Below are 14,604 nucleotides of genomic sequence, written 5' to 3'. Positions count from 1 at the left end.
CCAGTGGCCCGCGGCCTGCGACTGAACCCGCTGTAGGACCAACCATAAGCAACGCGAGGGATATATCTTGTACAGCGTCGATTCTGCCTCTCCGGTTTGTCACCTTGCGGGGGTGATGCATGGCTAACAACACACGCGGCAAGCACGCGGTTCGTCCGGCCGAATGGCCACCGGCGGAAGGGGGCAACGACACCCTGTGGTATCGCGACGCCATCATTTATCAGGTGCACGTCAAGTCGTTCATGGACGGCAATAACGACGGCATCGGTGACTTTAAAGGTTTGATTTCCAAGCTGGATTACATTGCGTCGCTGGGCGTGGATGCAATCTGGCTGCTGCCGTTCTATCCGTCGCCGCGCAAGGACGATGGTTACGACGTGTCCGATTACAAAGGCGTGCATCCCGACTACGGCACGCTGGCCGACGCGCGCGAATTCATGGCGCAGGCGCATGCGCGCAAATTGCGTGTGATTACCGATCTGGTGCTCAACCATACCTCGGACCAGCACGCTTGGTTCCAGCGCGCGCGCCAGGCGCCACGCCATAGCCGTTGGCGCGATTTTTATGTGTGGAGCGACACCGATCAGAAATACGCCGGCACCCGCATCATCTTTTCGGATACCGAAAAATCCAACTGGACGTGGGACCCGGTGGCCAACCAGTACTACTGGCACCGCTTTTTTGCCCACCAGCCCGATCTGAACTTTGATAACCCGCGCGTGATGGAAGCCGTGTTGCGCGTGGTGCGTTTCTGGCTGGATATGGGCGTGGATGGCTTCCGCCTTGATGCGGTGTCGTACCTGATCGAACGCGAAGGCACGCTCAACGAGCATTTGCCGGAAACCCACGCCGTGCTGAAAAAACTGCGCGCGTTTATGGACGAGCATTATCCCGGCCGCATGTTGCTGGCCGAAGCCAACGCCTGGCCGGAAGACATGCAGCAATACTTTGGCAACGGTGACGAATGCAATATGGCGTTCCACTTTCCGCTGATGCCGCGCATGTATATGGCCATCGCGCGGGAAGACCGCTTTCCGATTACCGACATCCTGCGCCAGACGCCCAATATTCCCGACAACTGTCAGTGGGCGATTTTCCTGCGCAACCACGATGAACTGACGTTGGAAATGGTCACCGACGCCGAGCGCGATTATCTGTGGCAAACCTACGCCGCCGACCGCCGGGCGCGGCTTAATCTGGGCATCCGCCGCCGCCTGGCGCCGCTGATGGAGCGCGACCGGCGCCGCATCGAGTTGATGAACAGCCTGTTGCTGTCGATGCCAGGCACGCCGGTGATTTATTACGGCGATGAAATCGGCATGGGCGACAACATTCATCTGGGTGATCGCGATGGCGTGCGTACGCCGATGCAATGGTCGCCCGACCGTAATGGCGGCTTCTCGCTGGCCGACCCCGAACAACTGGTGCTGCCGGCGGTGATGGGCACGCTGTATGGCTATGAATCGGTCAACGTCGAGGCACAAATCCGCGATGGCCACTCACTGCTCAACAGCATGCGCCGCATGATTGCCGTGCGCCGTCGCCACCACGCCTTCGGTCGCGGCACCATCAACTTTTTGCATACCGGCAACCGCCGCATTTTGGCCTATCTGCGCGAAATGCCGGGCGAAGCACCGCTGCTGTGCGTGGCCAACCTGGCGCGGACGGCGCAAGCGGTCGAGCTGGATATTCCGGATTACGCCGGGCGCATTCCGCTGGAATTGATGGGGGGCGCGGCTTTCCCGCAAGTCGGCAGCGGCCTGTATACGCTGACCCTGCCGCCGTATGGCTTCTACTGGCTGGAAATGTCCGAGGTGGCACAGCGCCCGGACTGGAGCCAGATTCCGGAACCGGCGATGGCCGAGCTGACCACGCTGGTGGTACGCAACACCGTGCAAACCGTGGAAACCCTGCTCAGCGATCAGGACGGCCATCGCGCGCAACTGGAACGCGAAGTATTGCCCGCCTATCTGACCGTGCGGCGCTGGTATCCCGGCTCGCAGCGTTTGCCGGTGCGCCTGGCCTATATGGCACGCATTGACGAACGTCCGACCGAACCGGGCGGCCTTGGCACTTATCTGTGCGAGATCGAAGTCAGCGATGGCCAGCAAAGCGGCTCATGGTTGCTGCCGCTGGGTGTGTACTGGGAAGCGCAAGGCATGCCTGCGTTGATCGAACAACGCGCGCTGTTCCGCGTGCGCCGGGGCCGTCAGCTCGGCTATCTGACCGACGCGGTCGGCATCGATTCCTTCGCCCGCGGTCTGGTCAAAGCCTTTGCCGACCATCGCGAAATTCCGTTGCCGGATGGCGGCCATCTGCGCTTTGAAACGCCCGATCCGGCCCCCGATCTGACCCTGCCCGACGACGCGCAAGTGCGCTGGGTGGAAGTGCAGGATATGCGCGGCTTGCTGGTGGTGGATGACCTGGCCGTTATCAAGATGGACCGCTTGATCGAGAAGGGCATACACGAAGAAACCGAGTTGCTGCGTTATCTGGCCGAACAGAACTTTGAGCGCATCCCGCACTGGCTGGGGCATTGCATCCGCGTGGACGCCAATGGCGACGAAAACACGCTGCTGGTGATGCACCGCTTTGTGCGCAACCAGGGCCGCGCCAGCACCTGGATCGTCGATAACCTTAATCGCAGCCTGAACGACCTGCTCTCGGTGGCCGCTGCGGCCGATGCCTCGGCCGCGCAACGCCCGGCGCTGGAACAAAGCGACTGGTTTGTCGATTTGCTCGACAACCTGACGCCGCCAGTACGCGCCGCCGGTCTGCATCTGGGCGAAATGCACAAGCTGTTTGCCGCCAATAGCAGCGATCCAGCCTTTGCCCCGCGTGCCGCCAGCGCTGAAGACACTGCGGCGTGGGCAGAACGCGCTCATGTCCGGCTGCGCGAAAGTATCGATGCGCTGGCGCTGTTGCGGAAGCAACTGCCGGAAGACGCGCAAGCGCGCCTCGACAATCTGACCGCCTTGCAAGCTGATCTGGAAGAGGCCGGCAAAGTTATCGCTGGCCGCGCCGTGGGTTCGCGCCTGCAGCGTATTCATGGCGCGATGAGTTTTGACAACGTGCTGATGGCGCTTAATGACGTGCTGTTTGGCGGCTTTGGCGCCAATGAACCCGAGCTCAAACGCATCAAGACCACGCCGATGCGTGATGTGGCGGGTTTGCTCGAATCGCTGGATATGGCGCTGGATACCGCCGCGCAAGACCCGGCGCACACCATGCCCGCGCCGCATGCCGAGCGCTTGCGGCTGATCGAGATGGTACGCAGCACCTTGCGCGTGGCGACGCTGACCGCGTGGCTGGAAGCGTGGGACGGCGACAGTGGCGAGCCCGACCGTGCGCTCACCGAGGGCGTGCTCGATTTGCTGATGCTCGAAGCCGCTGCGCGCAGCCTGGCCATTACCGTGCTGCACGACATCCAACTGGCCCCGGCAATCTTGCGCCGACTAAGCCAACTGGCAGATCGGCTGCTTAGCCTGCGCGAGAAACCGGATCCCTGAACCTGAATATCCGCAACATTCTGAGAGGTAGGCATGCAACAACCCGTATCCGACAACCCGGCCTGGGGCGCGCGCTATATCGGCGAGGGCCAGACCCGGTTTCGCCTGTGGGCGCCCGATTTAACCGAACTGCAACTGGTGATAGACCAACGTGACCCGTTGCCGATGACTGCCAGTGGTGACGGCTGGTTTGAGCTGACCACGGCGGCCGCACCTGGCACACGCTATGGCTTCAAGCAGCCTGAGCGCATCCTGCCCGACCCCGCCTCGCGCTTGCAGCAAGGCGGGCCGCATGGCTGGAGCGTGGTGACCGATGCGCAGGCCTGGAGCAACCCGCATCCGGCCTGGATCGGGCGGCCGTGGGGCGAGACAGTGATTTATGAACTACATGTGGGCACCCTCGGCGGGTTTAACGGCGTGCTGCATCGGCTGGCCGAACTGGCCGCACTGGGCATTACCGCCATCGAACTGATGCCGATTGCTGCCACACCGGGCAATCGCAACTGGGGTTATGACGGCGTGCTACCGTTTGCGGTGCATGAGGCGCTAGGCACGCCGGAAGAACTGCATCAGTTAATTGATGCCGCACATGGTCTCGGCATCCAGGTGTTTCTGGATGTGGTCTACAACCACTTTGGTCCGGATGGCAATTTTCTTCATGCCTATGCCTCGACCTTTTTCGTCGACGGGCCGCATACGCCATGGGGCCAGGCCATCGATTTCCGCCAGCCGCAAGTGGGCCAGTTCTGGCTGGAAAACGCGCTGTACTGGCTCAACGATTTCCACTTTGACGGCCTGCGCTTTGATGCCGTGCACGCGATTGCCGATGACGACTGGCTGGCCGAACTGGCGCGCAACATCCGCGCTAATGTCGCGCCGGAGCGGCATGTGCATCTGATGCTGGAAAACGAACAGAACTCGGCGGAATTGCTGCGTCAGGGCAGCCACGACATTGCCAACGATCCGCGCTACGACGCGCAATGGAACGATGACGTCCACAATGCCTTGCATGTGTTGCTGACCGATGAGGACGAAGGCTATTACTCGGCCTTTGCCCATACCCCGGACGGCCGTACTCCCATCCAGCACCTGGTGCGCTGTTTGAGCGAGGGCTTTGCCTGGCAAGGCGAACCGTGGCCTTTGCGCGAAGGCGAGCATCGCGGCGCGCGCAGTGGCTTGCTGCCACCCACCGCGTTTATCTTCTTTTTGCAAAACCATGACCAGGTGGGCAATCGCGCCATGGGCGAACGCTTGACCTTGCTGACCTCGCCGCAAAAACTGCGCGCGGCCCGGGTGCTGCAATTGTTATGCCCACAGATTCCGCTGCTGTTTATGGGCGAGGAATGGGGCAGCAAACAGCCCTTCCTGTTCTTTACTGACCATCATGGCGAGTTGGCCGAGGCAGTGCGTAATGGCCGACGTCGCGAGTTTGCCCACTTTGCCGCGTTCAATAACGAAGAGAAACGCGCGCAGATTCCTGATCCGAACGAGGCGCAAACCTTTAATGCTTCGGCGCCGGGCATGCCGCCGCTGGATGACGAAGAGGCCACCGGCTGGCTGGATCTGACACGCGAATTGCTGGCCATCCGCCAACACGCCATCGCCCCGGCGCTGAACGGTGCGCGCGCCACCCAAGCCGCGCCGTTAGCGGACAAGGCATTGGTGGCGCAGTGGACATTGGGGGATCAACGCACCCTGACGATTTACGCCAACTTCGCCGATGCCGCGGTTGCACTGAGCGCAGCGCCCGACTGGGCCACGCGTGCCAGCGGGCAACTTGATATCAACCGCATGCTGTACGAAACCCCGCCCGGCGCCAGCAAGGACATTAGCGGCGGCCAACTGCCGGGCGCCAGTTGCGTGGTGTGGATCGAGGACGTACCCACCGCGCAAGTCGCGCGCGCGCATGCCAGCGCAGAATTGCCGCTGGACTTGCCCACCATGGTGCCGGTGGTGGGCGGCTAGCAGCGCCACCGCCCTGCCTTGCAGCCTTGCCCGCTACGGGGCGCCGCCGATAGGGTGGGTCTAGACCCACCATCCAGCGTTGCATGCCAGCATTGCAGCGCGTGGCAATGGCTTGAAGGGCGGGACCTGGCGTCCCCGTCCAGGCCCACCCGATGCGGTAACACGGCTCAGCCAAAATTGAGCGAACTCATCAGCGAGGTCAGCGCACCGGTGCTGCTGCTGACGTTGCCGATGCTGGTGCTGCCGCCCATGTTCTTGACGATCTTGTCGACGTCTTTCATTGCCGCTTCGGCCGACTGCATGTCTTTGCTGGGCTGGCCGCGCAGATGCAGTTTTACCAGCGCCATCAATTCTTTCAGACTGCCCGCTACCTTGCGGACCAGCTCGGCATCGGCTGCTGCTTGCGGATCGCCCTTGGCGCCACTGCCCGCGCTGACGTTAACGCTGGGGTGGTTGCTGCCAGTGCTGTTTGATCGGGCGCTGCTATCGCCCGACTTGCCGGACGCCGCTGCAGCACCGGCTTGATCGGCACTGCTGGCGGCAGTTGCCGCTTGCTCGGCGGCGGCGACGGCCGCTTTGGCGTCGGCGGCCGCAGTGCCGGCATCGGCGCCGTCCCCGCTGTCCGCGCTGGCGGCTGCGGCATCTTCAACGGCCACAGCTTCACTACTACTCGCTGCGCTGGCGCTGGTATCCGCTGCCCCCGTACTGCTGGCCGAACTGGACACCGGCATGATGGTCATTTGCCCGCCGCTGCTGCCGCCCGAACTGCTGCCCAGTTCTGCCGCGGCCGCTTTGACTTGCTGCGCCAGTTGTTTCAGCAGCGCTGCCATGGCCCGGGCCGCGCGTGGATTCAGCGCCACGGCAAAGCGCTTCATGCTGTCGATCTGCTCTTTAAGTTGCTTCAAACGCTGGCGCGCCGCCGCCTTGCGCTGCGAACTGCTGCTACTGCTGCTGACTTGCTTCAGCATCGACGTGTTCTTGCTACTGAGCGGACGGTAAGTCAGCGCGCTGACCAGACTGCGCATCTGCTGGCTCAGGCTGACTTGTGTGCTCGGACTGCCGCTGCTGTCAGCGGGCAGGGGGCTGGCGCTGGAGGTATCAGCCTGTGTCTTCGAGCTGGCGCTCTGGCTGGGCGTGCTATCCGGCCCGCTCAGCGCCATACGCTGTGCCAGGCCAAGGCTGGTGGCAGAGATCATCGTGTTTTCTTGTGCGGTTATACGATGACTATTGTATCGGCATGTATCGCGAAAGCTTGATGCCAGCCATCCGCCCGCCGGCATGCAAAGGCGGCAGGGATGCTGCCGCCAGACAACAAAAATGCCGCGCGGCACCAGGCCGGCGGCATGCAAGGGGCACAGCAGCTTCAGGCTGCCAACGGCGTCGCTGTGATCGGTGCCTGGTCAACCTTGTCGGCCGAGTCCATCAGCGCCGTAACCGCGCGTTCAAACAGCGGCGCCGCTTCAATAAAGCGGGCGCGGCCGCTGTCGAGCAGACGGCGGAACAGTTTGACGCTCACCACGCTGGGCTTTTCGTGGCCTTCCAGCGTCAGCACCAGGGTCGAGGCTTTGGTGCTGATCCAGTTCAGGCGCGCGGTGGCAGGCTTGCCGTCCAGATTCACTTCGACCAGCACGCCATTCTGCAAGCGATTTTGCAGCTCATCGCCCGGCGCAGCCGCATCGGCGCTGGCGGCGTCGGATTCTTGCGCCAGTACGTGGTCGATCAGATCGAGTTCGATATCCAGTTCCTGGATTGCTTCGGCCAGATGCGCGCGGTCAAAAGCGGCGGCTTCTTCACTGCGGCCTTCGCTTTCGGCCGGGGCGTAGACAAAGGGGGCAAAGGTTTCGCGCAGCATGTCGAGGGGCGGCACCGGCGCGGGCACGCTGGCGGCGGACAAGGCCAGCTTGTGCCGGTCGGCCATCCAGCCAAGGAAATTCATTTGCTGTTCCCGCGTCAGGCCGCTTTCGCCCATGCCTTCGCGTAGCGTGGCCAACATGCCGGGGATCATGCCGAGCAATTCCTTGCGCTCGCCCGGCTGTACCTTGGGCGCGATGCTCCAGACCAGATCGGGCACCAGCTCACGATAACGCTGCGCCCGTTCGGCCGAACTGCGACCGGCGCGTTCCACCGCGTGTGACCACGCGTTCACCAGAAAATCATGGAACACCGTGTCGAGGCGGAAGGCCGACAGCGCGTCGCCCAGCATGCCTGCGGTACGGGCGTACAGCAGCGTGTGGTTTTCCGAGCTTTCGACAGCAGCGACGGCGCGTTCGACCCGGGCATCGGCCGAGCGCAGTTCACGCGCAATAAAGGCGTCGAACTCGTCCAGCATGCGGGTAAACAGCGCCAGGCCTTCGGATTTGTCGGCCAGCAGGGTTTCGATAATCTGGCGGATTTCGATGCTGATGCGTTCGCCACTCGGGTCCAGGCTACGCAGGCCGAGCGAGATCGAGCCGATGCGGTTGACCAGCATGCGCGCCGGGTGGTGCGCCTGGGTAAAAAAGTCCGGGTCGAGCAGGGCGGTTTTGAGTACCAGAAACTGCAAACGGCCGAGTTGCGCGCGTACTTCAGCTGGCACTTCGGTATCGCCGAGGATGAACTCGAACAACATGGCGACGGTGTCGATCACCATTTGCTCGGTGCTGTCCTTGGCCACATCGGACAAGCGCGCGCGCGCTTCCATGATCAGGTTGCGGACGCGGCCGTTTTCCATAATGCCGCTGGCGTCCGGCGTAGCAATGTATTGCAGTTCTTCCACCATGCCGGACAAGGGCGTGTGGATGATGTTGCTGCCGGTGAACTGCGTGGGCTCAAACGCAGGCTCGTTTTCGAAACTGGACTCGTCGCCGCCATCAAACGGCAACGGATCGTGTGCGGCAGCGGGCGTGCCATAGCTGGCGCTGACCTCATCGGCGCTGCGCGGCGCAACTTTGCGCATGCCGCTGAACAAATGGCGCAGCGCATCGCTCACGCCGCTTGCGCCGCCCAGCCAGCTTTTGCGCGTGGCGTCGGCGCTGCCGCTGGCGGATGGGCCAGCGGCAAAAGGACTCGCGCCATAGCTGCCCTGCATGCCAGCGCCAGGACCAAATCCAGCCTGAGCGCCAGGCTGGCCCGCTTGCCCGGCAAAGCCGCCTTGCGGAAACGCGCCATGTGGAAACATCTGCGGCACAGCGCCGGGCATGCCTTGCGGCAGACCGGGTATATGACCACCGACCGCAGCATCGGGCGCTGGCCCGGCCACTGCCGCATCGCCGCCGCCTGATACGGCGCGTTGTACGGCTTGCAACAGTTGATCGGTCGGGTCGGGCGCGAACGCTTGCTGCAGGGCCGCAAACGGATTGGCGGCCTGGGCCAGGGCTTGTGCAAAGGGATTATTCGGCGACTGCGCCGCCGCACCCGGCATGGCGAACGCTGGATTGGGCTGCATGCCGGCAAACGGCGAATCGGCCTGCGCGCCGTCGGCGGCAACGGGCGTTTGCCCGGGCGCGCCAGCCGCACGCGTCTGCGCGGTGCGGCGAATTTTGAGTTGCAGATTGGTGCCGATGCCTTCGTCGGCCAGCAACTGATTGAGCCGCTCGTATACGCGATGCACCGACGGCGTAAATTCTTCGGCCATGTAATCGGTAAGTACGGTGGCGGTCTCGGCGTTCTGCCCCAGCGCTTCTATGCTTTGCGAAATGGCGCGGGCGAACAGCCACGGGCGGAACGGATTTTCGCGTTCCTTGATGTCTTCCTGATTGAACAGCACCGCCATGCGGATATTCAGATCGCGCAGTTCTTGTTCGCTGGTATTGCGATAACGCCGCGTGACAGTGTCGACGCGCAGTTCTTCTTCTTGCGTGGAGGTGTCGATCAGGCTGAGCGTGGTCTGCGCGAACGAATCGGCAAATGACGGTCGAAACGTGCTGTAGGCGGTCTGGAAGCTGCGGTTGACCAGCGCTTCCATGCGGTCACGCAGCAACTGGCGCACCTGGATTTCACTCTTTTGCAGCACGCTGCGCGCTTCGTACAAGGTGTAGCGCTCGGCCGCGTTGAGTACACCGGCTTCGGTGGCAGCAGTCAGCCGCATCAAGGTAGCGGGGACCAGCATCTCGGCCGCGTCGTTAAACGCGCCGACAAAGGTGGTTCTGGCGCGAGCCAGAATTTCATTTCTATCCATTTATACGTGTCCCTGCTGCATCGTGTCTGCGCTGCCGCGCTTGCCGGATATCGGGCTAATCCGCCGGTCTGTCAGTTTCGAGCGATTGTAAGTAAATCGCGCAATTAAAGCGATCTTTGTGTGCGCGCACACACTGCGCTTGTTGTATTGGTGCTAATGCGCGCTGCCCGCTTCAAATCCGCGCTATGCGGCGCCAAGGCAGGGCTGGCGGGGGCTGGCACGTTGTAAGCGTGGCGATGCGAGCAAAAACTGGCTGACGCCGCCTGTCGGTTATGCTGACGTTAGCGTGCGTTTAGCGCTGCAGGTGGGGCAAGCCTGCTTGCGCCGGCCGCTGCGGTGGCGGGCAGGCAAAGCGCGCCGCTTCTATGCTTGTGTCATGAAAGCATGGTGGCGCTTAGCCCTCACGTTTATCAATTCGGGGCTTGTGGATTTATATCTTATGACTGTATCGTACGATATGTTTGCTGGCGGCAGCGCCCGGCAAATCCCCTGTTATCAAGCCGGAGTTTTGCAATGAATCAAGCCACCACCCCCAGCACCCGTGCCGTGAGCCGCGTGCGCCATAACCTTAAATTTCGGGTTGCTACCGTGCAGCAGCTACAAAAGATTGCACCCGATATGCTGCGTGTGACTTTTGTCAGCCCGGATCTCAGCGATTTTGTTTCCGCCGCGTTTGATGATCACGTCAAAGTATTTTTCCCCGCACCGGGCCAGACCACCCCGACGCTGCCCACCTGGGGCGATAACGGCCCGGTCTGGCCCGAAGACCAACCGCGCCCGCCTGCGCGGGATTACACGCCGCGTCGTTTTGATAATTCCGCGCATACCCTGACTATTGATTTTGCCCTGCATGGGGTCGGCCCGGCCGCGGAATGGGCGGCGCAAGCGCAAGTGGGCCAGGTCCTCGGCCTGGGCGGTCCGCGCGGCTCGATGGTGATTCCGCAGGATTACGAGTGGTATGTCTTGTTTGCCGATGAAACCGGCTTGCCCGCAGTCGGCCGTTTTCTGGAAGAAATGGCGCCAGCCACGCGCGTCATCGTGTTTGCCGAAGTCGCTACCCCGGCCGACGAAATCGAGCTGCAGCAAGGCAATAGCGTGCAAGTGCACTGGTTGCACCGCCGCGCGGGCGCGCCTGGCAGTTTGCTGGTGCAGGCGGCGCAACGCCTGGTCATCCCCGATGGCGACGGCTTTTTCTGGGCCGCGGGCGAATCAGCCTCGATCCAGACCCTGCGCGGCACGCTGCTGGCGCATGGCGTGGATAAAAGTCGCATTCGTGCTTCGGCCTACTGGAAGCACGACGCCGTGGCCTATCACGCCAATATCGACGACTGAGCATGCCCAGGTGGCAGCGCGACGGTGGCGGTCAGCCTGATCGGGCAGCGCCGCGTTGTAAGGGATCGGCCCGCTAGCCTCTGGCCAGCGGGTTGATAGAATAGTGCCCGGCCCATAAGGCCACCGCCAACCATCCGCCATCCCTGGATACGCCCATGCTGCACACCGAATTTGCCAGCGATAACACCTCCGGCATTTGCCCCGAAGCGCTTAACTCCATCATCGAAGCCAATAGCGGTGTCATGGCCTCTTATGGCAACGACGACTGGACGCGGCGCGCCTGCGACGCCATTCGCGATCTGTTTGAAACCGACGCCGACGTGTTCTTTGTGTTTAATGGCACCGCAGCCAATTCGCTGGCGTTGGCCTCGCTGTGCCAGAGCTATCACAGCATCGTTTGCCACAAGCTGTCGCACGTCGAGACTGACGAATGCGGCGGCCCCGAATTCTTTTCCAATGGCACCAAATTGCTGCTGGCGGACGGCGCCGATGGCAAGCTGGATCTGGCCGATGTCGCCCGCGTAGTGGCCGCACGCACGGATATTCATTACCCCAAACCGCGCGCGGTCACCATTACACAGTCGACCGAAGTCGGCACCGTCTACAGCCTGGCCGAGGTGCAAGCGCTGGGGGCGGCCTGTCGACAAATGGATTTGTCGTTTCATATGGATGGCGCGCGCTTTGCCAATGCCGTGGCGCATCTGCAGGTTAGTCCGGCCGATCTGACGTGGCGCGCCGGCGTGGATGTTTTGTCGTTTGGCGGTACCAAGATGGGCATGCCGGTGGGCGAGGCGGTGGTGTTCTTTAATCACGATCTGGCCCAGGACTTTGCCTATCGTTGCAAGCAGGCCGGACAACTGGCCAGCAAAATGCGCTTTCTGGCCGCGCCGTGGGTGGGCATGTTGCAGAACAATGCGTGGCAGGTGCGCGCCGCCCACGCCAACGCCATGGCCAGTCGCCTTGGCGCGGCATTAAGTGCCATGCCGGGCGTGGCGTTGATGTTTCCGGTGCAAGCCAACGCGGTATTTGCCACTTTGCCCGAAACCACGGCCGCCACGCTGAAGGCGCGCGGCTGGTCGTTTTACAGCTTTATTGGTGCTGGCGGCGCCCGCTTTGTCTGCTCGTGGGCGACCACGCCGGAACAAGTGGACGCGCTGGTGGCGGACATCCGCCTGGCCTTGCCCGGCGCTTGAAGCGTCGCGTCAGCGTTATCAGGTGCCAGACACGCCCAGCCGCACCAGTGCCGCGCTGGCCTCATCGTCGTGCTGGGCGGCGGCTTTTTTGTACCAGCTGATGGCACCTTCGATATTGATATTGGTGCCTTCGCCTTTTTCCAGAATCTCGGCCAGATCCATTTGCGCATCCAGTGACCCCGCCTCGGCCGCCTTGTTCATGGCGACCAAGGCCGCCGCGGCGTCTTTGCTCACGCCCAGACCGTTGCGATAAGCGTCCGCCACGATATACATGGCGGTGGCGTTGCCTTGGGCCGCAGCTTGCCGGGCTAGCGCAAAGCCTTGCGCCGCATCGACGCGGGTGCCTTTGCCCGCGTAATACAAGCCACTCAAGCCCAGGCGTGCCAGGGCATTACCCTGGTCGGCGGACAATTGGTACCAGTGAAACGCCTCGGTGTAGTCTTGCGTAACGCCCAGACCCTCGGCATACAGATGCGCCAGGTGCATCTGTGCCATCGCCAGCTTTTGCGCGGCTGCCTTGCGATACAAGTCCAGCGCCTGCGCAGCATCGACCGGCCCGCCCTGGCCGTTTTCATACATGGAACCGAGCGCATCCTGCGCCACCGCCAGGCCGTCCTTGGCCAGGTGCGTGAGCGTGAGCCGCGCCTGCGCCGGGTTTTTGTCCATGCTCTCCAGCGCGCGTTGGACCACCACGGCTTGGGCCACCTCGTTCTGCATCCACGCTGCTTCTTCATACCAATGCTGCGCCTGGACGGGGTCGGGTGCGGTATCGATGCCGTATTGATAATCCATGGCCAGCGCAACCATCGAGCGCGTGACGCCATAGCGCACTGATTCAGTCAGGTGTTTGAGTGCCCGCGCCGGATCGAGAAAGACGCGCCAATCGCTTTGATAAAAGTTGTAGAGGTCGGTATAAGCGCGCGGGTCGTTCCCTTTGGCTGCGATGCGAAGCAGCCGCATGCCCTCGGCGGGGTTGGCGGGTGTGCCCAGACCATTCAGATACATATGCCCCAGTCCCGCCTGACCATGCACGTCGCCGATTGCGACAGAGCGTGTGTAGTAATCCAGCGCGCGCGCCACGTCGCGTGGCACGAATTTATTATCGAGATATACATCGCCCAGCGTGGCCAGCGCCCAGCCGTTGTTCTGGCCCGCCATGTTTTCCAGCCAGTACAAAGCCTGCGGAAAATTGGCGGTGTGCTCGCCATACAGGTAAGCCCAGGCCAGGGCCCTTTTGCCACGTATTTCACCGCCCAGGGCGGATTTCAGCCACCATTCCACGGCCCCGCTATCGCTCTGGCTGACACCCTCGCCCTGGGCATACATATTGCCGATCTGCCACGCCGCTCGCGCATTGCCATTGCTCCAGGCAAGCTGCAGCCATTGCATCGCCGCCGCCTGGTCCGGGCTGCCGGCAAACCCGTCCAACAGATTGAGACCCAGGTCATATTGAGCCCAGGTATCGCCCAGTGCTGCCGCTTGCTGGTAGAGCGCCGTTACCTTTTTCTTTTGTTCTGCGGTGGTGGCGGCATTCTGCAACTGAACGCCCAATGACGTCATCGCGTGCCGGTCACCCAGGGCGACGGCACGCTGCCACCATGCATTGCTGGCTTCGGGGTCTTGAGGAACCGCGCCACCGGTGTGATACAGCGTTGCCAGCCATGTAATCGCAGCGATATCGTCCTGCGCGGCCGCTTTTTCTGCCCACTGCAGTGCCTGTGCAATGTCCTGGTCGGTGCCGCGGCCGTCGAGCAACATCTGCGCCAGCGCTAACTGGCTTTTGGCGTAGCCGCGTTCGGCCGCCTTGCGGAACCATTTGAGCGCCGCCGCATTGTCTACAGGGCCGGCTTTGCCATCGCGTGCCCATTCGCCGGACTGTTCCCATCCTTCTGGTGATGAGGTTTGTTCCAGCCAGTAATGCGCTTTGCTGTAGTCCTGCGGCACACCCAGGCCATCGCGATACAGCAGCGCCAGCAAGATGCAACCGACCGGCGATTTCTGTTCTGCCGCCTTCCGGGCCCAGAACAACATGGATTCGCCCAGGCTGTTGTATTCCATCACCGTGACGGTGGCACCGTCCGAGCCGCGCTCGGCTAACTCAAACAAGAGCGCCCACGCATAAAAGGCCTGGGCGTCGGCATGCCCTTGCATTGCGGCCTTGTAGAACCAGCCGTGTGCTTGCGGCACGTCGGCCTTGATATCGCGGCCATAAAACAGTGCCACACCCAGCTTGAATTGCGCGTCGGCGTCACCTCGTTCGGCCAGGCGAGCCCACGTCGCGATGTCGGGCGCGGGGGGAGGGCTGGTGATGGCATCAAACAAGGCATTGTTATCGAGTTGGTCCGCTTTGGGCGCGGACATGCCACTGGCTGCCCAGGTGGCGTTGCTGAGCAAGGCGACCAGCAGCACGAGGCCCCATTTTTTACGCATCTTGATCCCCGCAGCACGC

At 62.4% G+C, this 14,604-nt stretch carries 7 protein-coding genes; 4 read left to right on the top strand and 3 right to left on the bottom strand.

Features of this window, described 5'->3' with window-relative positions; genetic code table 11:
- Positions 1 to 119: 119 nt before the first annotated feature.
- Entirely contained in the window at positions 120 to 3,509 is a 3,390-nt protein-coding gene (treS, locus tag ACYQ1A_RS19675; protein ID WP_499364959.1) for a maltose alpha-D-glucosyltransferase, read from the top strand.
- 33 nt (positions 3,510 to 3,542) lie between these two features.
- Positions 3,543 to 5,474 (top strand): malto-oligosyltrehalose trehalohydrolase, encoded by a 1,932-nt coding sequence (gene treZ, locus ACYQ1A_RS19670; RefSeq protein ID WP_499364955.1) that lies wholly within the window; start codon positions 3,543 to 3,545, stop codon positions 5,472 to 5,474.
- Positions 5,475 to 5,641: 167 nt separating this feature from the next.
- Here the strand turns inward: treZ and ACYQ1A_RS19665 are convergent, their stop codons facing one another.
- Complete coding sequence (locus ACYQ1A_RS19665; RefSeq protein ID WP_499364952.1) at positions 5,642 to 6,670, bottom strand: hypothetical protein; 1,029 nt, start codon at positions 6,668 to 6,670, stop codon at positions 5,642 to 5,644.
- Between the two features lie 167 nt (positions 6,671 to 6,837).
- Positions 6,838 to 9,630, bottom strand: a complete 2,793-nt coding sequence (locus tag ACYQ1A_RS19660; RefSeq protein WP_499364948.1) for a DUF1631 family protein — start codon at positions 9,628 to 9,630, stop codon at positions 6,838 to 6,840.
- 513 nt (positions 9,631 to 10,143) lie between these two features.
- Between ACYQ1A_RS19660 and ACYQ1A_RS19655 the strand changes: the two genes are divergently transcribed.
- Together ACYQ1A_RS19655 and ACYQ1A_RS19650 are read left to right on the top strand one after the other, a co-directional pair.
- Positions 10,144 to 10,962 (top strand): siderophore-interacting protein, encoded by an 819-nt coding sequence (locus tag ACYQ1A_RS19655; protein ID WP_499364945.1) that lies wholly within the window; start codon positions 10,144 to 10,146, stop codon positions 10,960 to 10,962.
- A gap of 155 nt (positions 10,963 to 11,117) precedes the next feature.
- Positions 11,118 to 12,155 (top strand): threonine aldolase family protein, encoded by a 1,038-nt coding sequence (locus ACYQ1A_RS19650; protein WP_062225241.1) that lies wholly within the window; start codon positions 11,118 to 11,120, stop codon positions 12,153 to 12,155.
- Between the two features lie 18 nt (positions 12,156 to 12,173).
- Here the strand turns inward: ACYQ1A_RS19650 and ACYQ1A_RS19645 are convergent, their stop codons facing one another.
- On the bottom strand, positions 12,174 to 14,585 hold the full coding sequence (locus ACYQ1A_RS19645; RefSeq protein ID WP_499364942.1) for a tetratricopeptide repeat protein: 2,412 nt from the start codon (positions 14,583 to 14,585) through the stop codon (positions 12,174 to 12,176).
- Positions 14,586 to 14,604: the final 19 nt, after the last annotated feature.

It is taken from the genome of Silvimonas sp. JCM 19000 (assembly GCF_054652575.1).
This window is presented reverse-complemented; position numbering and strand designations above follow the sequence as displayed.

Coding starts and splice junctions, on each gene's coding strand:
- treS (WP_499364959.1), top strand. CDS start 120: ATGGCTAACAACACACGCGGCAAGCACGCGGTTCGTCCGGCCGAATGG.
- treZ (WP_499364955.1), top strand. CDS start 3,543: ATGCAACAACCCGTATCCGACAACCCGGCCTGGGGCGCGCGCTATATC.
- ACYQ1A_RS19665 (WP_499364952.1), bottom strand. CDS start 6,670: ATGATCTCTGCCACCAGCCTTGGCCTGGCACAGCGTATGGCGCTGAGC.
- ACYQ1A_RS19660 (WP_499364948.1), bottom strand. CDS start 9,630: ATGGATAGAAATGAAATTCTGGCTCGCGCCAGAACCACCTTTGTCGGC.
- ACYQ1A_RS19655 (WP_499364945.1), top strand. CDS start 10,144: ATGAATCAAGCCACCACCCCCAGCACCCGTGCCGTGAGCCGCGTGCGC.
- ACYQ1A_RS19650 (WP_062225241.1), top strand. CDS start 11,118: ATGCTGCACACCGAATTTGCCAGCGATAACACCTCCGGCATTTGCCCC.
- ACYQ1A_RS19645 (WP_499364942.1), bottom strand. CDS start 14,585: ATGCGTAAAAAATGGGGCCTCGTGCTGCTGGTCGCCTTGCTCAGCAAC.